Annotated in this window: 21 protein-coding genes; 10 read left to right on the forward strand and 11 right to left on the reverse strand. The window is 50.2% G+C overall.

Annotated elements, in window-relative coordinates; genetic code table 11:
- Positions 1 to 64: 64 nt before the first annotated feature.
- From M3090_RS07965 to M3090_RS07980, 4 genes are all read right to left on the reverse strand, one after another.
- Positions 65 to 790 carry a DUF6064 family protein gene (locus tag M3090_RS07965; protein WP_249055098.1) on the reverse strand — a complete coding sequence of 242 codons (726 nt, stop codon included), beginning with the start codon at positions 788 to 790 and terminating at the stop codon, positions 65 to 67.
- Positions 791 to 843: 53 nt separating this feature from the next.
- Positions 844 to 1,332 carry a threonine/serine exporter family protein gene (locus M3090_RS07970; protein ID WP_249055099.1) on the reverse strand — a complete coding sequence of 163 codons (489 nt, stop codon included), beginning with the start codon at positions 1,330 to 1,332 and terminating at the stop codon, positions 844 to 846.
- 18 nt (positions 1,333 to 1,350) lie between these two features.
- Positions 1,351 to 2,118: a threonine/serine exporter ThrE family protein gene (locus M3090_RS07975; protein WP_249055100.1), complete on the reverse strand. Its 768-nt coding sequence runs from the start codon at positions 2,116 to 2,118 to the stop codon at positions 1,351 to 1,353.
- An 89-nt stretch (positions 2,119 to 2,207) separates the two neighbouring features.
- Entirely contained in the window at positions 2,208 to 3,860 is a 1,653-nt protein-coding gene (locus tag M3090_RS07980) for a B12-binding domain-containing radical SAM protein (protein ID WP_249055101.1), read from the reverse strand.
- Between the two features lie 392 nt (positions 3,861 to 4,252).
- Here M3090_RS07980 and M3090_RS07985 point away from each other — a divergent pair, with 392 nt between their 5' ends.
- The 6 genes from M3090_RS07985 (at position 4,253) to M3090_RS08010 (ending at position 11,057) form a co-directional block, all read left to right on the forward strand.
- Positions 4,253 to 5,395 (forward strand): NlpC/P60 family protein, encoded by a 1,143-nt coding sequence (locus M3090_RS07985; RefSeq protein WP_249055122.1) that lies wholly within the window; start codon positions 4,253 to 4,255, stop codon positions 5,393 to 5,395.
- A gap of 11 nt (positions 5,396 to 5,406) precedes the next feature.
- Positions 5,407 to 6,564 (forward strand): dipeptide epimerase, encoded by a 1,158-nt coding sequence (locus M3090_RS07990; protein WP_249055102.1) that lies wholly within the window; start codon positions 5,407 to 5,409, stop codon positions 6,562 to 6,564.
- A 190-nt stretch (positions 6,565 to 6,754) separates the two neighbouring features.
- Complete coding sequence (locus tag M3090_RS07995; RefSeq protein ID WP_249055103.1) at positions 6,755 to 8,290, forward strand: Do family serine endopeptidase; 1,536 nt, start codon at positions 6,755 to 6,757, stop codon at positions 8,288 to 8,290.
- A 187-nt stretch (positions 8,291 to 8,477) separates the two neighbouring features.
- Positions 8,478 to 9,338 carry an RNA polymerase sigma factor RpoD/SigA gene (locus M3090_RS08000; RefSeq protein WP_249055106.1) on the forward strand — a complete coding sequence of 287 codons (861 nt, stop codon included), beginning with the start codon at positions 8,478 to 8,480 and terminating at the stop codon, positions 9,336 to 9,338.
- A gap of 112 nt (positions 9,339 to 9,450) precedes the next feature.
- Positions 9,451 to 9,843: a hypothetical protein gene (locus tag M3090_RS08005; RefSeq protein ID WP_249055107.1), complete on the forward strand. Its 393-nt coding sequence runs from the start codon at positions 9,451 to 9,453 to the stop codon at positions 9,841 to 9,843.
- Entirely contained in the window at positions 9,843 to 11,057 is a 1,215-nt protein-coding gene (locus M3090_RS08010; protein ID WP_249055108.1) for a clostripain-related cysteine peptidase, read from the forward strand. The genes M3090_RS08005 and M3090_RS08010 overlap by 1 nt, the downstream gene beginning before the upstream one ends.
- Positions 11,058 to 11,153: 96 nt before the next feature.
- Here M3090_RS08010 and trpA read toward each other — a convergent pair whose 3' ends face one another.
- From trpA to trpB, 7 genes are all read right to left on the reverse strand, one after another.
- Positions 11,154 to 11,933 carry a tryptophan synthase subunit alpha gene (gene trpA, locus M3090_RS08015; protein WP_249055109.1) on the reverse strand — a complete coding sequence of 260 codons (780 nt, stop codon included), beginning with the start codon at positions 11,931 to 11,933 and terminating at the stop codon, positions 11,154 to 11,156.
- A 32-nt stretch (positions 11,934 to 11,965) separates the two neighbouring features.
- Positions 11,966 to 12,589 carry a phosphoribosylanthranilate isomerase gene (locus M3090_RS08020; RefSeq protein ID WP_249055110.1) on the reverse strand — a complete coding sequence of 208 codons (624 nt, stop codon included), beginning with the start codon at positions 12,587 to 12,589 and terminating at the stop codon, positions 11,966 to 11,968.
- A complete protein-coding gene (gene trpC / locus M3090_RS08025) occupies positions 12,586 to 13,404 on the reverse strand; it encodes an indole-3-glycerol phosphate synthase TrpC (RefSeq protein ID WP_249055111.1) in 819 nt (272 codons plus the stop codon). Before trpC ends, M3090_RS08020 begins: the two co-directional genes overlap by 4 nt.
- A 4-nt stretch (positions 13,405 to 13,408) precedes the next feature.
- The gene (trpD, locus tag M3090_RS08030) at positions 13,409 to 14,404 is read right to left on the reverse strand and encodes an anthranilate phosphoribosyltransferase (protein ID WP_249055112.1); all 996 of its coding nucleotides are present in this window, start codon (positions 14,402 to 14,404) and stop codon (positions 13,409 to 13,411) included.
- A gap of 409 nt (positions 14,405 to 14,813) precedes the next feature.
- Positions 14,814 to 15,395, reverse strand: coding sequence for an anthranilate synthase component II (locus tag M3090_RS08035; protein ID WP_249055113.1), 582 nt, complete (start codon positions 15,393 to 15,395; stop codon positions 14,814 to 14,816).
- 5 nt (positions 15,396 to 15,400) lie between these two features.
- Positions 15,401 to 16,801, reverse strand: a complete 1,401-nt coding sequence (locus M3090_RS08040; protein WP_249055114.1) for an anthranilate synthase component I family protein — start codon at positions 16,799 to 16,801, stop codon at positions 15,401 to 15,403.
- Entirely contained in the window at positions 16,798 to 17,991 is a 1,194-nt protein-coding gene (gene trpB, locus M3090_RS08045; RefSeq protein WP_249055115.1) for a tryptophan synthase subunit beta, read from the reverse strand. Before trpB ends, M3090_RS08040 begins: the two co-directional genes overlap by 4 nt.
- Positions 17,992 to 18,444: 453 nt before the next feature.
- On the opposite strand from trpB, the gene M3090_RS08050 reads away from it, so the two are divergent.
- The 4 genes from M3090_RS08050 (at position 18,445) to M3090_RS08065 (ending at position 22,055) form a co-directional block, all read left to right on the forward strand.
- Complete coding sequence (locus M3090_RS08050) at positions 18,445 to 19,014, forward strand: DUF308 domain-containing protein (protein ID WP_249055123.1); 570 nt, start codon at positions 18,445 to 18,447, stop codon at positions 19,012 to 19,014.
- Between the two features lie 17 nt (positions 19,015 to 19,031).
- Entirely contained in the window at positions 19,032 to 21,083 is a 2,052-nt protein-coding gene (locus tag M3090_RS08055; protein ID WP_249055116.1) for a sensor histidine kinase, read from the forward strand.
- A 5-nt stretch (positions 21,084 to 21,088) separates the two neighbouring features.
- Positions 21,089 to 21,763 (forward strand): LuxR C-terminal-related transcriptional regulator, encoded by a 675-nt coding sequence (locus M3090_RS08060; protein WP_249055117.1) that lies wholly within the window; start codon positions 21,089 to 21,091, stop codon positions 21,761 to 21,763.
- A 100-nt stretch (positions 21,764 to 21,863) separates the two neighbouring features.
- Positions 21,864 to 22,055, forward strand: a complete 192-nt coding sequence (locus tag M3090_RS08065; protein ID WP_249055118.1) for a hypothetical protein — start codon at positions 21,864 to 21,866, stop codon at positions 22,053 to 22,055.
- The last annotated feature ends 44 nt before the right edge of the window (positions 22,056 to 22,099 follow it).

The following is a 22,099-nucleotide window of genomic DNA, read 5'->3' on the forward strand; positions in this document are numbered from 1 at the left end:
ATGGCTTAGTCCGGGGCGGACCGGACAGGCGTTTGGGAGGGAGGATGTCATGCGGCGCCTCGCCTTATGGGTTCAACAATCCGTGCAGCAAGGTGATGCTCAATGCCACGCCGATGACAGCACATATCACGATGAGGAAGCCGTTCATGAAGCGTGCGCTGGGTTTGGTCTCTTTGTGCAAGTTCTGGTCGAAATAGTTCTTGAAGAACAAGTAGATGGCCGGCACGGTAGAGGCGGCTAGCAAGGTGTCTTCCGGAATCTGGTAGACATAAATCTTGGAAAAAGAAATCAGCGCCCAGTGGCATAGGAAGAGGATGATGAGCAGGTTTACCTTACGTGAAAAGCCTAACAGCAAGCCGATGGTGAATACGGCCACTGAACAAGGCATGACCGTGGTAGTCATCATGGGAAACTCCATGCCACGTGCCCATGACAGCAACGGATACAGGAAAGGCATGGCATAGAGCAAAGCCACGAGGTAACGATGCTTCAGATTGCGTTCAAAGGTAGTATATCCCGTTACAAGATCCCACAGCCAGATAAGCGCCAGAATCCCCCAGAAGATAGCTAAAATGTAGTGATAACTGCGCATTCCGCCGTAAACCATGTAATATACGCCTGCTATCCATCCGTTTAAGAAAACCATATAAGCTTTCATCACACATTTAGTGGCTTTAGTCGGCCGTATGTAGAGTAATGTGGTCAGGGCTATGCCCGCTAATGTAATGGCGAGCTGTACCACCCATGTGTTCTCGTTGTATCGTGCAATTGTTTCCCAAAATATTTCCATTGTTATTTTCTTTTTGTTGTTGATTCTTTCTTATGTCGCAATGCCTGCCTCTCCTATTTCTGTCTGCGTGTCATCGAGAAAGCACGCTTGATGAAGAGGAACAGCGGGAAAGTGGCGCCCACCGCCAGCATGAAGATAACACTGCATGTCACCAGTCCATTCGTAAAAATGTCCTGTATGTAGCCTTGCAGTGCTTCCGGTTTATTCAGATTCTGCATAAACATGATAAGCGCAAACACTGTCTTATAGGCATACATGCCTGGAATCATGGGCAGCAGGGCGGGGATGTAAAGCACTGTCATGGGGCAGAGAATACGTTTGCCCAGCAGCAGGCTGCCCATTCCGATGGTGAACGAGGCGCAGAGCGAAGCGGTCGAAATGTCTATTCCCAGATAAGTCATCAGGCAAAACCGCAGGGCATGGCCCACGGCAGCCAGTAAAGCAATGGAAGGGAAGGCACGCAAGGGTGGGTCTGATATAGCTCCGAACCCGATAGCAGCTATGGCAGCAAAGATACCGTCAGTAAGAATGTCTGTAATCATATTTTGATTCCTGTTTGTTTAGAGTAAACTGTTTCGTACCAGCATGAGTGTGCAGGACAGCCCCACGGCTATGCACAATACCAGCAACAGCGCATGTATCAGACGACTGCAGCCGGTGTTGATGTATCCTTCTACAATGTCGATGACACCATTCAGCAGAGGAACCCCCGGCACCAGGAAAAGCACGCTGGTGGCAATGGCTATTTCGGATGTCGTGTCCAGCGCCAAGGCCGATGAGGCAACCAATGAAGCAATCAATGCCGAAACGACGAAAACGATGTAATGGTTGATGTGCTTCCGCTGCATCAGTTGCCGCATGTAGAACCCGATGAGTGTGGCCGAGAATACGATGCCGCGCGACGTCCAGTCTCCGCCGAACAATGCGCAAAACGAAGCATTGGCAAAGGCTGCCAGAAAGAGCGTGCAAAAAGGGTCCATTTTAGGATGTGCGATGATTTCCGCATATCTTTCGCGCAAGGTGGGCAAGGAGAGGTGTTGGTCGTGCGCATCCCAACTGAGGGCGCTTAACTCTGCGTTCAATTCGAAACTGATGGGAAAGGCCGGGATAGAGGCCATTTCGTTATACACTTCGCGGCTGTCCGTATCCCGTACGTTGACCAGAAGATTGTTCTGCATGACGCATACGTTGGTTTCTACGTTCAGCGAGTGGCCTATGCGGCAGGTATTTCGCACTACGCGGGAGGTGTGTACACCCGAACCCATCAGCCGGTTGGCATATTCCAACAAGAAGTGGGTGATGTCTTTTAATTCGTCGGTTGAATACATGTCAAAGCTCGTTTTTATGAGTTGTCCTGGAAAACGGGCGCAAAGGTAAGCTTTTTTAGGCAAATACGGGGATAGGAAGCAGAGATTTTCTAATCGCTCATGGCTTTGAAGACGGGCTGTGCTACCTGCATTTCCGATTCATAGCCATACCAGTATCCTTGCGTGCCTTCGTCGTCCGTGGGTAGGAAACAGAGGCGCAGGCTGGGTTTGTATGTTCCTTTCAATACTTTCCAATGTTCTGGGGGGACGATATGTTTCGTCCTGACGCGTTCGGCTGGGCTTTTTTTCAGAGAGAGACCGGCTTCTATCCAGGCCTGGGTGACCGAGCCGACGAAAGCAGGGTAGTGTTTTTGACAGAATCCGTACAGCAAGATACCTCGGTGTTCCAGGCTGAGCGGTTGGTCGATGACGTTCCGCTGCGTCAAGTCGTCAAGGAAGCATGGCAGGAAATCGCTGTCATGCAGGATAAGCTGTCGGGTCACTTCCTGCCAGGCGGCGGTGTTGTAGTATCCGTCCAGCAAGCGTGACAGCAGGCGGGCTGTTTGCAGTTCGGCGGGCGACAGGTCGTGCGTCTTCAGTACTTCATAAGGGGGGAGTGGCGAATAGCAGATGCCCAGTTCGGTGGCTTGGTTACGCATGGCGGTGCCGGGCAGTACTTTCAGTGATTCCAGTTGTATTTCTCCGGCGCGGTAGCCGGCCAGTGTGCGCACGTCGTCGAAAATTTGCGAAAGGCGGTAGTGGGGTAGTCCGGCGATGAGGTCGGCGTGCGTCACTAGGTGGGGCAGCGAGCAGAGAAAATGCAGTCCGTCGAGCGAAGTCTGCAAATCTCCTTTTCGTCGGCAGGCGCGTAGAACATCGTCGTGCAGACTTTGGATGCCGGCTTCCAGGTGGAGCAACCCGGCGGGTATTTCTTCCTTCAGTAAGGCTTTCAGTTCATCGTTCAGCAGAGCCGGGTGTATTTCTAAGTGAAAGCGCAGGTCGGGGTGGAATGTACGGAACAGGCGTAGCAGTTCGCGGGCGCGGGTAGCGTTGTAGTTGAAAGTGCGGTCCAGCACCCGCACGTCGCGGATGCCGTGTCGGCGGATGTTTTCCAGCCTTTCACGGATGTCTGCCAGCGGCAGGGTGCGTACGGGTTTTTCACCTCCGCTCACACAGAAGGCGCACGTGTTGAAACAGCCGCGCGTAGTCTCCAGTTGCACAAAAGGCTTGTCCCAGTTGAAGAAGGGGCTGGCTTCGGGCGGGACAAGTTGTTCGAAACGGGCGACACGGGCCGTACCGTTGTCTATGTATGCCCCACCGGGCGATTCCAAGTAGCACAGTCCGTCGACATTTCGCCATGCCTCTTTCTGTGTTCGACAGGCCATCCATTGTGGGAAACTTTCTTCTCCTTCCCCGCGGAAGATGGCGTCCACGTAAGGATGCTGCCGCAGGTAGGCTTCGTTGTCGCCCAGAAATTCCGGTCCGCCCAGCACCAATTGGCAGTGGGGGAGCAGCGCCTTGGCCCGTGACGCGATGTGCAGCAAGGCCTCGTGGTTGAAGAGCCAGGCCGTGGCGGCGAGGATGTCGGGGCGGTGGCGGAAGATTTTTTCCACCGTGGAACCCGGATTTTCGTTGACAGTGGCCGACACCACTTGCCATTCCACATCTGCCCGGTCCATCATCTGGGCATGCAGGGCCGGCAAGGCCAGTGAAGCGTGGGCATACGAGCAGTTCAAATCTATCCAGAGAATCTTTGTCTTCATTCCAATGTTTTTTGTTGTCCGGTTTTCATTCGTTTCTTCCGTAGTTTCAGTCTTTATGAGGGGCGTAAACGGCGTATTCTACCTCAGCAGGAAACGAAAGTACGAAAAAACATCGGATTTTACCTTGCCTGTAAAAGAAAAATGGCTAGAAACGTTGAATCTTGCTTCAAATCGTTCGACGAGAAGCTGGAGACATTGATTCTTATTCCAAATCGTCCGACAGGAAGGTGCTGATGAGGTATTTTCGGTGCCCGGACAAGTTTTTCTTCCTGCCGATGCCGGGCGATAAGAAAAAAGTTGTAGTTTTGAAGCCCTATTCCAATGAATCGAACATGAAACAAAAAAAATTCCTATTCTTGTTATTCCTCTCCTTTTTAGCCGGAGGACGATTGATGGCTGCCGGCGATGCAGACGTGCCGTCCGAAGTGCGGCAACTGACCGATAGTTTGAAGCAGGTCTACGCTTCGGACGGGCGGGTGGCGTTGTTCGACGTAGACTGTGCCGTTGCGGACAAGAACGTGATGCTGCGTGGCGTCACCACTTCGGCTCAAGCCCGAGATGCTCTGTTGCATGAGTTGTCTGCCCTCGGCTACCGTTGCATGGACTGCCTGCGGGTGTTGCCCGACACGCTGGAACTGGGGGAAGAGACGTTCGGCATCCTCGACCTGTCGGTGGCCAACCTGCACCGTTCGCCCGACTTCGCCTCCGAGATGGTCACGCAGGGACTTCTGGGGATGCCGGTGCGTGTGTTGCAGCATGACGGCTGGTATCGCATCCAGACGCCCGACCGCTACATAGCTTGGGTGCATCCCGCCGCCGTGCATCGTGTGACGCGCAGCGGCTTGGAGGATTGGAACCGCGCTGAAAAGATAGTTGTCACCGCACACTATGGCTTTGTCTACACCCGGCCGGACGAGGGTGCGCAGACCGTGTCGGATGTCGTGGCCGGCAACCGTCTGAAGTGGGAAGGTACGAAAGGCGCGTTCTACCACGTGTCTTATCCGGACGGCCGCACGGGCTACATCCGCAAGTCCATCGCCCGGCCCGAAACCGAATGGCGTCGTTCTCTGAAAACAGATGCCGCCAGTCTCATCGCCACGGCCTACACTCTGATGGGCGTCCCCTACTTGTGGGCGGGCACTTCGTCCAAGGGTGTAGATTGCAGCGGTTTCGTGCGCACGGTTCTGTTCATGCACGACATGATTATCCCGCGCGATGCTTCGCAACAGGCCCGCGTGGGGCAGCGTATCGACATAGCCCCTGAATTCGCCAACCTGCAACCCGGTGACCTCGTCTTTTTCGGTCGGAAAGGTACCGCAGACCGACCGGACCGTGTGGTGCACGTTGCTATATATATAGGTAATAAGCGTTTCATCCATTCGCAGGGCGATGTGCACGTCAGCAGCTTCAACCCTGCCGACCCGGCTTTCGATGAATTTAACTTGAATCGCCTGTTGTTTGCCACGCGGATACTGCCTTATATCGGCCGACAACCTGCGCTGGACACAACGGCCTCCAACGATTTTTATCAATAAACCACACTGTCATGCAAAACCGAAGAGATTTTCTGAAGACCGCCTCGTTGGCCGCTTTGGGACTGGGTCTGGGTACAAGTCCTGCCGCTGCCCTACCTTTAGTACATATAAACAGGCAGGCTGGGAGCGTAGCTCGGATGCACCTCCGCTTCTTTCCCTACGAACTGAAATTGCGCCATGTCTTCACCGTGGCTACCCATTCGCGTTCCACCACTCCCGACGTGCAGGTGGAAATAGAATATGACGGCATCATCGGATACGGCGAAGCTTCCATGCCCCCTTACTTGCAAAAAGAACTGGGTACACTGGAAAGTGTCACCGCCTTTCTGAAACAAGTGCAAGCCAAGATAGGTGACTTTTCCGACCCTTTCCGTCTGGAAGAAATCTTGGCCTATGTCGACGGCTTGTCCGAAGGAAATGCTGCCGCAAAGGCAGCTGTCGATATCGCTTTGCACGATTTGGTAGGGAAACTTCTCGGAGCCCCTTGGTTCCGGATATGGGGCCTGGATAAAGACAAAGCGCCTTCTACCACTTACACGATAGGTATCGACACACCTCAGGTGGTGAGGCAGAAAACCGAAGAATGTGCCGACCGCTTCAATATATTAAAGGTAAAACTGGGAGGCGGCAATGACCGTCAGATGATAGAAACCATCCGCTCGGTGACCGCTTTGCCCATAGCCGTCGATGCTAACCAAGGTTGGACCGACCGCCGGCAGGCATTGGACGAAATCTTTTGGCTGAAGGAGCAAGGCATCGTCATGGTGGAACAACCCATGTCTAAAGAACGTTTGGACGATATCGCTTGGATTACCCAGCACAGCCCTCTCCCTGTCTTTGCCGATGAGTCCATTCAACGCTTGCCGGATGTTCTGAAAGTGAAAGGAGCGTTTAGCGGCATCAATATCAAGCTGATGAAATGCACCGGCATGCGCGAGGCGTGGAAAATGCTTACCCTGGCACGTGCCTTGAACATGAAAGTCATGCTGGGATGCATGACCGAAACTTCGTGTGCCATTTCTGCCGCCGCCCAACTTTCGCCGGCTGTCGACTTTGCCGACCTGGACGGTAGCCTGCTGATTGCCAATGACCGCTTCCGGGGTATGACGGTGGTGGCAGGGAAAATTACCTTGCCTGACAGAAATGGCATAGGGGTAGAGTTGCTTTAACATTTCGTCTGTGTGCATAAATGCAAATTTGTCAGCTTTAGCCGTTAACCGCTGTTAAGCCCTAAATATCCATTGTTAAAGGAGAACAAAAAAGCATGACAGGGGGAATAACAGAATGATTTTTGTCGTTATTTTAACGTCGAAATCTTAAAAGAAACCCGAATATTAACATTTAAAGGTATAATAGATTATGAAACAGACAGTGAAAAAAGTTGTAGGAGTGGCCGCCATTGTACTGCTTAGCTCTGGAGTAGGTGGTTATACAGCCTATAAACTGCTTAGCAATGAAAGAGAATCTTCGGCTACTTTCAGTGAGCTTTTTCAGCAGAATCCTGATAATTTACGCTTGGCCGGACTGACAGCCACCGCCGCACAGCCGGTTGATTTGACACAGGCTGCCGAGACATCTGTACATGCCGTGGTACACATTCGCTCCACGCAATTGGGACGTACAGAAACCGTGCGCACGATGCCCGATATTTTTGATTTCTTCTTCGGCGATCCACGCGGACAAGAACGTCAAGTTAAGACGCAGCCTCGAGTGGGTTTCGGTTCCGGTGTCATCATCTCGAAAGATGGTTACATTGTTACCAATAACCACGTGGTGGAAGATGCCGATGAAATCACCGTCAAACTCAACGACGAACGTGAATTCAAAGGACGCGTCATCGGTACGGACCCTGACACCGACCTGGCTCTGTTGAAAATCGAAGGTGATGATTTTCCCACGCTTCCTGTAGGCGATTCGGATGCTCTGAAAGTGGGTGAATGGGTGCTGGCTGTAGGCAATCCCTTCAGCCTCAGTTCTACGGTGACGGCCGGTATTGTCAGTGCTAAGGCACGTAACATAGGCTCATCCGCTTCCAACGGGCAAGCAGCTACCATTCAATCGTTCATACAAACCGATGCGGCCATCAACCAAGGTAACAGTGGTGGTGCCCTAGTCAATGCTCGAGGAGAATTGGTCGGCATCAATGCCATGCTTTATTCTCCCACGGGTACTTATTCAGGTTACGGTTTCGCCATTCCTACCAGCATCATGAAGAAGGTTGTAGCCGACTTGAAACAATATGGTGCGGTGCAGCGTGCTTTGTTGGGTATTAAAGGAAGAGATTTCTCGACTGAATTGCAAATGTCTGATGAGCTGGTGGATGAGATTAAGAAACAAGCCGAAGAATTGGGTGTGAAGGAAGGCGTTTATGTGGCAGAAGTCATAGATGGTGGTTCGGCAGCCGGTATCTTGCAAGAGAAGGATGTTATCATTGAGTTGGATGGCAAGAAGATACATAAGTTTACGGACTTGCAAGAAATCTTGTCCAAACACCGTCCAGGCGATAAGGTAAAGGCTACTATCATCCGCGATAAGAAGGAAAAAGAAGTGACCATCACGCTGAAGAACTCGCAAGGTAACACGAAGGTGGTGAAAGACCGCGGCATGGAAATCTTGGGTGCTGCCTTCAAGCCTATCAGTGATGAATTGAAACGTCAACTGAACTTGGGTTATGGTTTGGAAGTAACAGGTGTCAGCACAGGTAAAATGAAAGATGCTGGCATTCGTAAAGGCTTCATCATTTTGAAAGCCAATGGTGAGAGCATGAAGTCTGTGGATGATTTGGAAGCTGTATTGAAAGCTGCTACCCAGTCTCCTGAACAAGTGCTGTTCATCACCGGTATGTTCCCTTCTGGTAAGCGTGCCAATTATGCGGTGGATTTGCAACAAGAATAAGAACGTGATGAATAAGTATAGGTAAAAAGATTGTTTGTAGTTTTCTTTAACAGATAAAGTATAAAAAGGTGCTGGCATGAACAATGTCGGCACTTTTTTTGTATAAAAAGAACGTGAAAAAAGTTACTTCAAATTGCTTGTAATCCGTCAATTTGTCGTATCTTTGTACCCTAATATGTTTTGAAGGATGAGACAACTAAAAATTACCAAAAGTATCACTAACAGGGAGAGTGCTTCACTTGACAAGTATCTGCAAGAAATTGGTCGTGAGGATCTGATTACTGTCGAGGAGGAAGTTGAACTCGCTCAACGCATCCGCAAGGGTGACCGTGCTGCATTGGAGAAATTGACCCGTGCTAATCTTCGATTTGTCGTATCTGTGGCCAAGCAGTATCAGAATCAGGGTTTAAGCCTGCCCGACTTGATTAATGAGGGCAATCTGGGACTGATTAAGGCAGCCGAGAAGTTCGATGAAACGCGTGGTTTCAAGTTCATCAGTTATGCCGTATGGTGGATACGTCAGTCCATTCTGCAAGCCTTGGCCGAACAGTCGCGTATCGTACGTCTGCCGTTGAACCAGGTAGGATCTCTGAACAAAATCAGTAAGGCCTTTTCGAAGTTTGAGCAGGAAAACGAACGTCGTCCTTCGCCCGAGGAATTGGCAGATGAGCTGGATATTCCGGTGGACAAAATCTCCGATACGATGAAGGTTTCTGGACGCCATATTTCGGTGGACGCGCCTTTTGTGGAAGGAGAAGACAACAGCCTGCTTGATGTGTTGGTCAACGATGACTCTCCTATGGCTGACCGCTCGTTAGTGAACGAGTCTCTTGCGAGGGAAATTGACAGAGCACTTTCTACGCTGACCGAGCGCGAAAAAGAAATCATTCAGATGTTTTTCGGTATCGGACAACAGGAAATGACCCTGGAAGAAATTGGCGATAAATTCGGACTTACCCGTGAGCGTGTTCGCCAGATTAAAGAAAAAGCTATCAGAAGATTAAGACAAAGTAATCGTAGCAAATTGCTCAAGTCTTACTTGGGATGAGTAAGGAATATCAATTTCCGACAACTTTAGAAACATTAAAAACCGGTTCGCCTTGTGGGGCGTCCGGTTTTTTTGTTACCTTTGTGGCGATTAAAATAAATATTGTGTGAGTATGAGATACATTCGAATATGCTTGATAGCAGTAATGGCTGTGATGCTTTTTTCTGCTTTTACAATGAAAGGGAAGGAAAAGCCTGTATATATGTTTGGTGTGGGAGCTTCTTTTAAGGACTCTGTTGTTTACTTTACAGAGGTACAGGTGGTCGATAGCGTGCAGTTGGATCATGATGGTTTTTTGCCTCACCGTGAGTCGTACGCTTATCAGATGAAAAACTATCTGGAATATGAGAGAAGTCACACGGACTATACATGTGCAATTTATTTTTCAGAGAATAAAAATAAGCTGGAAAAAGAGGCTTCGAAAGTGAAGAAGCAATACGAAAAAGCAAAGACCTTTGTGATAGAAGGACTGTCTCAGTCTGACTTTTCTTTTAAGAAACCGTAATGATGAGTAAGACCAAATGTAAGTTCTGGGATATGCGGGTGTGGATGTGGGGGGTAATGCCCTTTTTCTTGTTAGCTTGCAATGAAGAGGACTTGCCTGTTGAAGAACCTGAAGGTCCCATAGAGCGTACTGTGTTGATGTATGTAGTGGCTGATAACAATCTTTCGTCTTTTGCAGAAGACGATTTGGAAGAAGTGAGATTGGGAATGGCTAATGTACCAGCAACAACGGCTTTGTTCGTGTATATGGATAAGGCATACGGGAATCCTCAACTTCTGAAGTTCAGGAATGTCAATGGAGATGTACGGGAAGAAGTCGTTAAAGGGTATGAAGACCGTAATTCGACGGGGGTGGAAGAGACACAGGAGGTGTTTCAAGATGTTTTTGAGAATCCTGCTTATCAGGCGGAGAGTTACGCTTTGATTTATTGGTCGCACTGCGACGGATGGATCCCTTATCCGTTGCCTTCCAGCCGTTGGATTGGGCAGGATGCGGGCAATGGGGATAACCGCATGAATCTTTCGGACTTCAAGGAAATTATGTCGCAAGCTCCTCATTTCGATTTTATTATGTTTGATGCGTGCTTTATGCAGTCAATAGAGGTTGCTTACGAATTGCGTGATTATGCCAATTATTACATCGCCTCGCCTACGGAGACTCCGGGACCGGGTGCACCTTATGATGCGGTGCTTCCTTACATTGCTCAAGAAGGAGCTTCGGCTGCTTTGGCAGATGCTTATTTCAATGTGTATGACGATTTGTATGCGGCGGGAGCAGGTATTAGCAATACTAATTGGACCGGTGGAGCATCTATCTGCGTTTTGAATATGGCTGAGTTGGGAGCGTTGGCTGGTTTGACTGCACAATTTTTGCCGGAAGAAGCGGATACGCAGTCTCTGTTAGAGGAGATTTTTAATTATGACCAGCGCTCGCACAGTGATAGTAATTATGTGGGTTATTATGACTGGGCACAGATGATGCAGACCCTTTTGGATGAAGAAGATTACACCGCTTGGAAGGAAGCGTTTGATAGCGCAGTGGTTTATTGGAACACTACACCGATGAATTATTCGAGCAGTGCAGGCATATTTTCGATGGAAGGGACGCATGGAGTAACTCATTATATTCCTCAGTCGGTAACTTCGGCCAGAGCAGAAGCCTATCGCTCGTTGGAGTGGTATGAGGCCGCAGGGCTTTCTAAATTAGGATGGTAAATTGACATAACGATACCGTGTTTTGTCCCGGCGCGAGATGTGATATCTTCGCGCCGGGATTTTTTTGTGCTCATCGGTGGGGCGGGATAGAATGGTTCATTGACTGAGGGCGGTGCGGAGGGCTTGGATGGCTGCGTCGGCATTGCCGGCATGTTCGTTCAGCAGGGTGACGAAGCGGCTGCCTACGATAGCACCCGCGGCGTGTGCACAGGCTGCCTCGAAGGTTTGTCGGTTGCTTACACCAAAGCCTATCATCCGCGGGTTGCGCAGGTTCATGGCGGCGATGCGTTGGAAGTAGGCCTGCTTCGTAAGGTCGAAGTCGCGTTGGGCGCCGGTAGTGGCTGCACTGGACACCATGTAGATAAATCCGTCCGTATGGGCGTCGATGTCGCGGATGCGTTGTTCATCGGTCTCGGGGGTGATGAGCATGATGACGCGCAGGCCATAGCGCTCGGCGACGGGCTTGTAGGATGCGAGGTAGTCGCGGAAGGGGAGGTCGGGTATGATGAGGCCGTCGATGCCGACCTGGACACACCGCTCGCAGAACGCCTCGAAGCCGTATTGCATGATGGGGTTCAGGTAGCCCATCAGGATAAGGGGGATGTGAACGTCACGCCGTATGTCCGCTAGCTGTTGGAACAGCAACCGCAGGGACATGCCGTTGTGTAAGGAGCGTGTGGCGGCTTCTTGTATAACCACGCCATCGGCCATAGGGTCGCTGAAGGGGATGCCTATCTCGACCATGCTGACTCCTCCCCGTTGGAGGGCGCGGATGACGTCGGCTGTGCCATCCAAAGTGGGGCAGCCAGCGCAAAAATATACGGAAAGCAAGTGTGAGGGAGCACTTTCGAAGAGTGCGTTGATTCGGTTCTTCATTGTGGTAAGTTTATGAAATGTTTAGTGAGTAGTTATTCTTCATTGAAGGCATCAAGGAATTGCCGGAGCAGTTGTATATCTTTCACGCCGGGCGATGATTCGAACCGGCTGTTCAGGTCGATGCCGGCCAGCAGGGGATGCCGGAGGGCACGCACGACAGCCGCCTGTTCGGGACGGATGCCGCCACTGAGCAGGAAGGGCGTGCGGCCGTGATAGGCTTGCAATACCGACCAGTCGAAGGATTGTCCCGAACCGCCGGGCTGTGTGCTCTTCGTGTCGAACAGATAGTAGTCGCAGCAGCCTTCGTAGGCAGTGGTGGCCAGCAGGTCGTCGGCGGTGGCTACGGGAAAGGCTTTGATGATGCGCAGTCCGCGCCCACAGAGCGAGCGGCAATAGCCGGGCGATTCGTGCCCGTGCAGTTGTACAGCCTGCAAACCGAAGCGGTCGGCATACATCAGGACTTCTTCTTTGGGTTGGTCGACGAAGACGCCCACGCGCTCTGCCCGCTGAGGAAGATAGTCGGGCAGGGCGTCCAGGAAGCGTGGCGAACGGGGATAGAAGATGAACCCTATCCAGTCTACGCCCAGTTGCTCTACCTGCCTGATATTGTCGCCGAGGGTCATACCGCAGACTTTGCAAATGAGTTTCTGTTTCATACGCATGGGCCGTTTAGGTTTTGCAAGAAAGCGGAGAGTGCTTTGCCGGGATGGGGCGATCTCATAAAGTTCTCTCCGATGAGGAAACCCCGATAGCCTGCGCGGCGTAGCTGTCTTACAGTCTGTGCGTCCGACAGGCCGCTTTCTGAGACAAGCAGCGGTGGTTCCGGCTGTGATGGAAGTGCTGCCAGTGCTTCCAGCATGTCGAAAGAAGTGCGTACATCGGTGTGAAAGCTGCCCAGGTTTCGGTTGTTTACCCCCAGCATGTCGACATGTGGGCCCAGGCAGGCCAGTTCTTCCGGCATATGCACCTCCATCAGTACTTCCAGCCCCAAGGCATGTGCTTGCCCGGCCAGTGACATGACTTCTTCGGGAGACAGGCAGGCAGCAATGAGCAACACGGCATTGGCTCCGCAGGCTCGGGCTTGCAGCAACTGGTAGCTATCTATCACAAAATCTTTGCGCAGCAGGGGCAAGTCGGTGCAGGCACGGGCGGTTTGCAGGTCGGCCAGCGTACCGCCGAAAAAGTGCCGGTCGGTGAGCACGGACAAGGCTGCCGCTCCGGCTCGTTCGTAGTCCGGGCAAACGTCTTCTGCTTTGGCTTCGGCGTGTATCCAGCCTTTGGAGGGCGAGCGGCGTTTGAACTCGGCGATGATGCCTGTGTCCGACGCTGCCAGCGATTGCTTCATGCTGACGGTGCGGGCAGGCGGAAGATTCTCTATCGTTTGCCGTAAGACGTCGGCAGGAACGGCTGCTTTCTGCTGTTCTACTTCCATGCGTTTGTAGGCGATGATGTCTGATAATATGTCCTTCATAATGTCAGCTATTGATTTCTATAAATTTTCGGAACATCTTCAGTGCGCGTCCGCTTTCCAGTGACTCGCGTGCCAGGCTTATGCACTCGGCAATCTCTTTTTCAGGTTTCAGCACTTGTATGGCGAAGGCTGCGTTGACTATGACGCATTGCTGCTGCGCGGGTGTGGCTTGGTCTTGCAATACTTGGTCGAAGATTCGTGCCGCGCTCTCCCGGCTGCCTTCGCCGGACAATTCGTCCGGACAGGCAGGCATAAAGCCGAGGTCTTGCGGGCGATAGATGCGTTCATAACGGCGCGTTATGACTTTGAACTCGTCTGTGAGAGAGATTTCGTCATAACTGTCAAGGCTGTTCACTACGGCGAAGTCTATGCCCATCCGGCAGAACAACTGTGTGTACAACCGCATCTGCGACAAGTCGGCCACGCCCAGCAGTTGATGTTTGGGGCGGCAAGGGTTCACGAGCGGGCCCAGCAGGTTGAACAATGTCCGCACGCCCAGCGCACGGCGCACGCCCGCCACCGATTTCATGGCCGGGCTGAACAGGGGAGCGTGCAGATAGGCCACGTTGCATTGCTCTATCGAACGGCGCAGGCGGTCGGCATCGGCGCTGAAGTGCACGCCGTGTTCTTCCATCACGTTGCTCGCACCGCTCACCGACGAGGCGCCATAGTTGCCGTGCTTCGCCACCCGATAGCCTGCGCCTGCCACGAGAAAACAGGCACAGGTAGAGATGTTGAACGTGTTCTTCCCGTCACCGCCCGTTCCTACAATGTCGACGGGAGAATAGTCCGCCAAGTCCGGAGCAATGCACGTTTCCATCAGCGCGCTTCTGAATCCCATCAGCTCGTCCACTGTTATGTTCCTCATGCAGAAGGCAGCCATCAAGGCAGCTATCTGTTCCTTCTCATACTTGCCCGCAGCGATGTCGAGCATCAGGCAGCGGGTCTCTTCACTGCTAAGCTCTTCGTGATGGAAGAGCCTTTGGAGTATTTCTTTCATATTTTGCTGTGATTTTTAGTTTGTTATTTTGTTAGCGAGTCGCTAAAGGGAGCTTTAGCGGTGTGCTAAGAAAAAGTGAGCGTTGCGCGTTAGCTGGCTAACGCAAGTCGCGTTAGCTGGCTATCGCAGGTCGCGTTAGCTGGCTATCGTAGGTCGCGTTAGCTGGCTATCGCAAGTCGCGAAAGCTTCACTTCGCGGAGCGCGAAAGCCACGCTTCGCGGGTCGCTACGAAATTGTGAGCGCTTCGCTCTCGCTGGGGAGAGCGGTTTGTTCTCGCTGGGGAGAGCGATTTGTTCTCGCTGGGGAGAGCGACTTGCTCTCGCTGGGGAGAGCGCTCCGCTCAGCGTAGCCTACGCGAGTCGCTCAGTGTAGCCTACGCGAGTCGCTCAGTGTAGCCTACGCGAGTCGCTCAGTTTTCGGCACCATTCATCCAGTTGCTTACAATGGCCTTTCCGTCGGGCGTCAGCACCGATTCCGGGTGGAATTGTATGCCGTGGATGTCATACACCCGGTGGCGGAGTGCCATCACCTGGCCGTCGTCCAGAGACGTCACTTGCAGGCAGGGCGGAATACTGTCTGCCGACACTATCCACGAATGGTAGCGGCCTGCCAGTATCCGGCATGGCAATCCACGGAAGATATAGTCTCCGCCCGCTTCTTCCTCCAGCAAGCTGACTGTTGTCTGTACCCCATGGTACACTTCTTTCAGATTCTCCAGCCGTGCGCCAAACGCTTCGCCTATGGCCTGATGGCCTAAGCAGACGCCGAGCATCGGCTTGCGCCCGGCATACATCCGTATCACCTCCGGCAACAGTCCTGCTTCCTGCGGTATGCCCGGTCCGGGCGAAAGCAGCAGTTTGTCATACGCTTCCAGCTCCTCCAACCGGAACTGGTCGTTTCGCAACACGTCAACCTCAGCGCCCAGCTCGCGCACCAGGTGAGCCAGGTTATACGTAAACGAATCGTAGTTGTCAATAATCGCTATCTTCATATCTTTTACATCCTTTCCGCCATCTCGATGGCTTTGCGCAGGGCCCCCAACTTGTTGTTCACCTCCTGCAGTTCGTATTCTTCGTTGCTTTTCGCTACAATGCCGCCCCCTGCCTGGAACCACAGTTTGCCGTTCCTGCTGACAAAGGTACGTATGGTGATGGCCAAGTTTATCGTTCCGTCCAGACCGATAAATCCGATACACCCGCCATACGCTCCACGGTTGTGTGGCTCAAGCTCGCTAATCAGTTGCATGGCCCGTACCTTCGGTGCCCCGCTCAATGTTCCCGCGGGAAAGGTGTCGAGAAATGCCTTCACCGCATCTGCCCCTTCATTCAACGTCCCGCTGACGCGGCTCACCAGGTGAATGACGTGACTGTAATACTGCATCTCCTTAAAGAACTCTATGCGGACGTCGTGGCAGTTGCGTGCCAGGTCGTTACGCGCCAGGTCTACCAGCATCACGTGTTCCGCGTTCTCCTTCGGGTCGTCATGCAGATAGCGGGCGGCCGCCTCGTCTTCATCCTTCCTGCCCGTGCGCTTTGTCGTCCCGGCGATAGGGTCGATATACGCCCGCCGGCCTTCTATCCTGCAATGCGTTTCGGGCGATGACCCCAACAGGCGGAAACCTCCGAAATCGAAGTAGAACAAGTAGGGAGAAGGGTTAATGCTGCGCAACGCGCGATACAGCTTGAAATCATCGCCCACGTATGCCTGCTCGAACCTTCTCGACAAGACTATCTGGAAGACGTCGCCCCGCAGACAGTGGGCAATGCCGTGGCGTATGTTCGCCTTGTGCTCCTCATCGGTCAGCGTAGACGTCACCGGGCCGACAGCCTGGAAATCGTAAGCCGTGTAGTTCCGGTCCTGTATGGCTTTCACAATGCGCTCGAGGTTACTTTCCTCCTCTTCGCCCGTCATCTCGAGCAACAAGAGCTCGTGGCGGTAATCATTGAATACGATGATATACTTATATATAATGTATAGCAAGTCCGGCGCATCATTGATGTCTTCCCGGCTGTCCTTGACCGCTATCTCCTCCGTGTAGCGCACGGCATTGAACGAGGTATATCCGTACAGTCCGCAGTAATGGCTATACTCGCCCTTGATGCAGAACCGTTTCATGAAATCGTTCATGGCTTCGTTCAGGCTATGGGCGTCGCTCAGTTCCCTTTCCGACCGCTCTCCGTCAGGCAAGCGGAAGACCGCCTTCCCATGTTCCACGCTCATGCTTGCCAAAGGGCAAAGAGCGATGAACGAACGGTTGTTTTCGCTGCCATGATAGTCACTGCTTTCCATCAGCGCGCTCTGGGGAAAGAGGTCGCGCACCTTCAGGTAGACACTGACGGGCGTGTGCAGGTCGCCGAGCAGCGTGCGGCTGTGTGTGTGGTAATTGTACTGTTTCATACGTTATCTTCTTTAGGTTGATATTTCAGATAAGTCTCTATGTCTTTGTCGCCTCGTCCGGACACGGTCAATACCACGATGTCCTCCGGATGGAACTTCAGTTTATGCAATGCCCCCAAGGCATGCGCGCTCTCCAGTGCCGGGATAATGCCCTCCAGGCGTGTCAGTTCGAACGCCGCACGGATAGCCTCGTCATCATTCACCGCCAAGACGACAGCCCGCCTGCTCTGAGCCAGATTGGCGTGCATGGGCCCTATGCCCGGATAGTCCAGCCCGGCAGAGATGGAGTAAGGCTCCTCTATCTGCCCGTCCTCGTTCTGGATGACATATGTCTTCGCCCCGTGTATGATGCCCATGCGTCCCAAGGCGATAGTGGCTGCCGTTTGGCCTGTTTCAACCCCCTTTCCTCCGGCTTCCGCCAAGACGATGCGTACCCGAAGGTCGTCCACATAGTGGTAGATGGTGCCGGCGGCATTGCTTCCTCCGCCTATGCACGCCACGAGGTAGTCTGGCGTCTCTCGGCCCTCCTGTTTCAGCAATTGTTGCCTGATTTCACGGCTGATGACCGACTGCAGCCGCGCCACCAGGTCAGGGTAGGGGTGCGGCCCCACGGTCGAGCCGATGATGTAGTGTGTATCCCTCGGGTGGCAACACCAGTCGCGGATAGCCTCGTTGGTGGCATCCTTCAGCGTTCCGTTTCCCGAAGTAACGGGCACAACCTGCGCTCCCAGCATCCGCATCTTCTCTACATTGATTCGTTGGCGGGCGACGTCGGTCTGGCCCATATAGACCACACACTGCATGTTCATCAGGGCGCACACCGTGGCCGTGGCCACTCCATGTTGTCCGGCACCTGTTTCGGCAATAATGCGTTGTTTGCCCATGCGCTTTGCCAGGAGAATTTGTCCGATGGTATTGTTGATTTTGTGTGCTCCCGTATGATTTAGGTCTTCACGCTTCAGGTAGATGCGGCAGCCATGCACGGCAGACAGCCTCTGTGCCAAATATAAAGGAGAGGGACGCCCTACGTAGTCGCGTAGCAATTGTTCATATTCTCGTTGAAAGGAGGCACTGGTCAGCATATCCAGATAGGTTTCTTGCAGTTCATGCACACACCTATGCAGGATTTCGGGGATGTAAGCCCCGCCAAAGTTTCCGTAATAACCGTATTCGTCTACTAAGTAACTCATCTTTTGTATGAATTTAAAGTTTTGTATGGATTAAAAAAAGAGCCCTGCCGCAAGTGCGACAGGGCTCTTCAATGTTTATAGGCTTGATATAAGTACATACGAGCGCTGCTCCCTTACGACTGCTGGAGTTGTAACGGGCGCCACCACCAATATGTATTTACTAAATGTCTGTACATTTTTCTTTTTCTATTTTATGCGGGCAAAAGTAGTCGATTTGTTTGATATCTCCAAAGAAAACTTTCTTTTTTTTAGTGCTTGCTTGATTTTTCTTTTATGCTGTCATGCCGAATATAATCTAAGAAGTCTTTATGTGTTCTGTGAAGTGTCTCGATTATGTTTTACAGTATAGCGGAGGACGATTGTTGTAATAGATATAATTTATATGTGGATGATACAGTATTACTGAATGAAAAGTTTTATCTTCGCATTTATAAAACAAATAGATTAATTATTATGAAAGGACTGAGTTATTCTTTGTTGCGTGCAGTTTGTGCGCTTGTTCTAGGCTTGGTATTGGTACTTTTCCCCGACCAAGCGGCGCAATATCTGGTTATAACAGTGGGGTGTGTTTTTCTGGTGCCTTCACTTGTCAGTATCATTGGTTATTGGGTAGGGCGTGCGAATGGGCTCCATTTCCCATTATTAGGACTTGGCAGCTTGCTTTTTGGCTTATGGTTGATTATTATGCCTGGTTTCTTTGCTGACTTGTTAACTTATGTGCTTGGCTTTATTCTTGTCATAGGAGGAATCCAGCAAATAGCTTCATTGGCTTCGGCACGGCAGTGGATGCGTGTTCCGGTCGGTTTTTATGTGATTCCTTCCCTCATTCTTTTAGCGGGATTATTTTCACTTTTCTATCCCTTAGAGGCACGTTCGACTGTTTTTATCATTTTGGGAGCCAGTAGTTTAGTGTATGCATTGTCCGAGCTTGTTAATTGGCTGGGATTTTCTCGTCGGCGCCCTAAAATGCCAACTTCTTCAAAGGCGGATAGTAATATAGAAGATGCACAAATAGTGGATTAACCTTTATAAAGAATGCCATGGAAAGAATAGCTTTTCTTTTGTTGTTCTCTCTAATACTGATGGAAGGCAGAGGGCAGGCTGTCAGTGAAACTGCCGCTTACTATGATAGTCTGGCTGAATCTGAGTTAGGAAAAGGGAATATAGAATCTTATCTCCCGATTAAAAAAAAGGCATATATCTTATACAAAGAAGAAGGAAACCGGGATCGGGAGGCTGAATGTTGCATTTATTTGGGCAATTATTTTAATGCGGTCAGTCAATATGATTCGGCTGTTTATTACTTGACTCGTATGGATGATTATGCACGTAAACGTCCTCGTGAAACTTCTTATAACCTGATGCTTACCTGCTTGTCCGATACCTATTATCGTATGGGACAAGTTGATTCGGCTATTAGCAAAGAAAAGCTATCGGCTCATTATTCCATATTGTTGAGAGATACGGCTACTTTGTTGGGAAGTTATCGTGCTTTAGGCATGTATGAACGTTCTACTGGACATTTGGAAGAAGCTTTGGCATCTTATGAGCGCGCTTTGGCATTGTTGGCAGACGATCACCGGCCTGAGATGTCGGAAGAACGAGCTTCTCTTTATGTTAATTTAGCAGTGTTATGTGTTGATATGAAGCAAATAAGAAACTCATTGCACTATGCAGAACTGGCCCTTAAGGATTTGGAATCTGTTACGAATGAACTGTCGAATGTACAGGCTTATGCCAATCTCAGTATGGTTTTTATGGAAGGAAAAGAGCTTGAGAAAGCGGCAATGTGCATACGTCGCAGTATGATTTTGTCAGTGAAGATGAATGATAAAAATATGCAACTCCGTAATCTTGGTTATCAATTACACTTGGAGAGCTTGTTAAATGAGGAAGATTCAGTGGATTATTATATTTCTCGAGCGCGTAGTCTTTTGCCTCATGTGCAAGCTACAAATACGTTGGCAGGGTATTATCAGGCGGAGAGAGATGTTTTGCTTTCTTTTCAGCGTTTTGCTGAAGCATTAACTTCTTGTCGGCAACTTTTGCAGGTGGCAGGTGTTGAACAAAAGCCTTTTATTCTGAAAGATACATATGAGGCTATGGGCAAGTGTTATAAGGCACTTGGACAGTATGATTTGGCTTTGGACTGCATGGATAATTACGTTTCATTGAATGACAGTTTGATGAATACTGAACGTGATAAGGCTTTGCAAGAATTGAACGTAAAGTATGAAACCAAAGAAAAAGAACTGAAAATTGTTCAAATGGAAAGTGAACAGCGCATAGCGGAAGAACGTCATCGCAACCGACTTATTTTGTTTTGCCTGTTTGTTTTGCTATTATTTCAGTTAGCTGCTGTCATTGTTTGGCGGATGCGCAAGAAAAATGCTCAGATGCGTCTTTATGCCGAAAGACAAGAGAAGGCTTTGGCTTTGTTGCGTTCAGAAACAGAGTTGAATTTGACCCGTCGTTATCTGGAAGGTATGGAGATAGAACGAAATCGATTGGCGCGTGAATTGCATGATGGCATTAGCAATGAACTTTATGCCCTTGAGATAAAACTGCAGCATGAACTTTCTGATAGTTCTTTGCTGGCTGAAACCTTAACACGTATACGTGAGAGTGTGCGGGCTATTTCGCATGAATTAATGCCTCCTTCGTTTAGTGAACTGACATTGAAGGAAATTCTTGAAAATTATGTTAAACAGTTAGCTGATGGAACTCCGGATTTGTCTTTTACTTTTCGGGCAGATCCCCCGGATGCAAAATGGTATGCTATTCCACAAGAGACAGCCATAATGCTTTATCGTGTGGCACAGGAAGCTTTAGCAAATATTATAAAACATGCGGACGCTGTTAATGTTTATGTAGGCATAGAATTGACTGATACTTCTCTTATTCTTTACATTAAAGATGATGGAAAGGGTTATTGTGTTAGTGGCGAAAAGAAAACGGATGGTATTGGGCTGCAAACCATGCAAGAGAGAATTGCAGCCTTGCATGGTACATTCACCATAACTCATTCTGTTAATGGACATGGTACGTTAGTAAAATGTATTTTAAATACGAATATTTCTATTAATTCCTAAATGCGATGAGTGATGTAAGTAAACTATTATCTCCGGTTTCTATCATTATGTTAGATGATCATGAATTGGTGCTTGAGGGCTTGTCTAAAGTATTAGAAGGTATGCCAGAGGTGGGGCATACGGATAGAGCTTTTAATTCGCGTGAATTGATTCGGAAGAGTAAGGAAAATGACTATGATATTTATTTGATAGATGTAGAGTTGGCTGGTGAGAGTGGAATTGACGTGATACAAAGTATACGAGGTCTTCACCCTCAGGCTCGTTTTATTGTCTGTACCATGCATGAGGAAAGTTGGGTTTTGCATGCGTTGCTCCGTCAGGAACCTGATGCAGTTGTTTTGAAACTGTCGGGTGTAAAAGCTATTAAAGAAGCGGTGTTGGCTGTTAGGGAAGGGCGGAAATATTTTTGTCCTCGTTTCGAACAAATGTATCGTCATTTAGAGAATGTCCGTACTTCGCTTGTGAAGAAGAATTTGCCAACGCCTCGCGAACAGGAAGTTTTGCAGGCTATATCCGAGGGTCTCAGTACGTGTGAAATTGCTGTTCGCCTTTGTCTTACAGAGAATACGGTAGAGAGCTATCGGAAAAGTCTTATGACTAAACTGGAAGCTCGTAACATGGCAGACTTGGTGGTGAAGGCTATGCAGAGAGGTTTTATTAAGCCGCACAATGATTTCTGACCCCCGGGAAACCGGGATGTTTGCTTTGATGTAATGACTTATATTTGCAGAGTAACTATAGTGTGCGGGAACTATCAGTAACCTGTTAAATATAATTATTATGAGTGGATTTTCGAACGACACGGCCTTGAAGGCTGTACGATTGGCTTTCAAAGCCGTATTTTATGTATTCAAGGCTTTATGGATGGGACTCACTTATGGTTTCAGGGCTTATAAGAACCATAAAAAAGAGAAGCAATCAAGCCAAGTGAACAATTTTGTAGACAGAGGAGGAAAGCATTATGGCAGATAAGAAGAAATTTATGCAGGGTGGGATGGAAACTGCTTACGGGGATA

The organism is Bacteroides sp. ET71 (assembly GCF_023336905.1).
GTDB lineage: Bacteria > Bacteroidota > Bacteroidia > Bacteroidales > Bacteroidaceae > Bacteroides.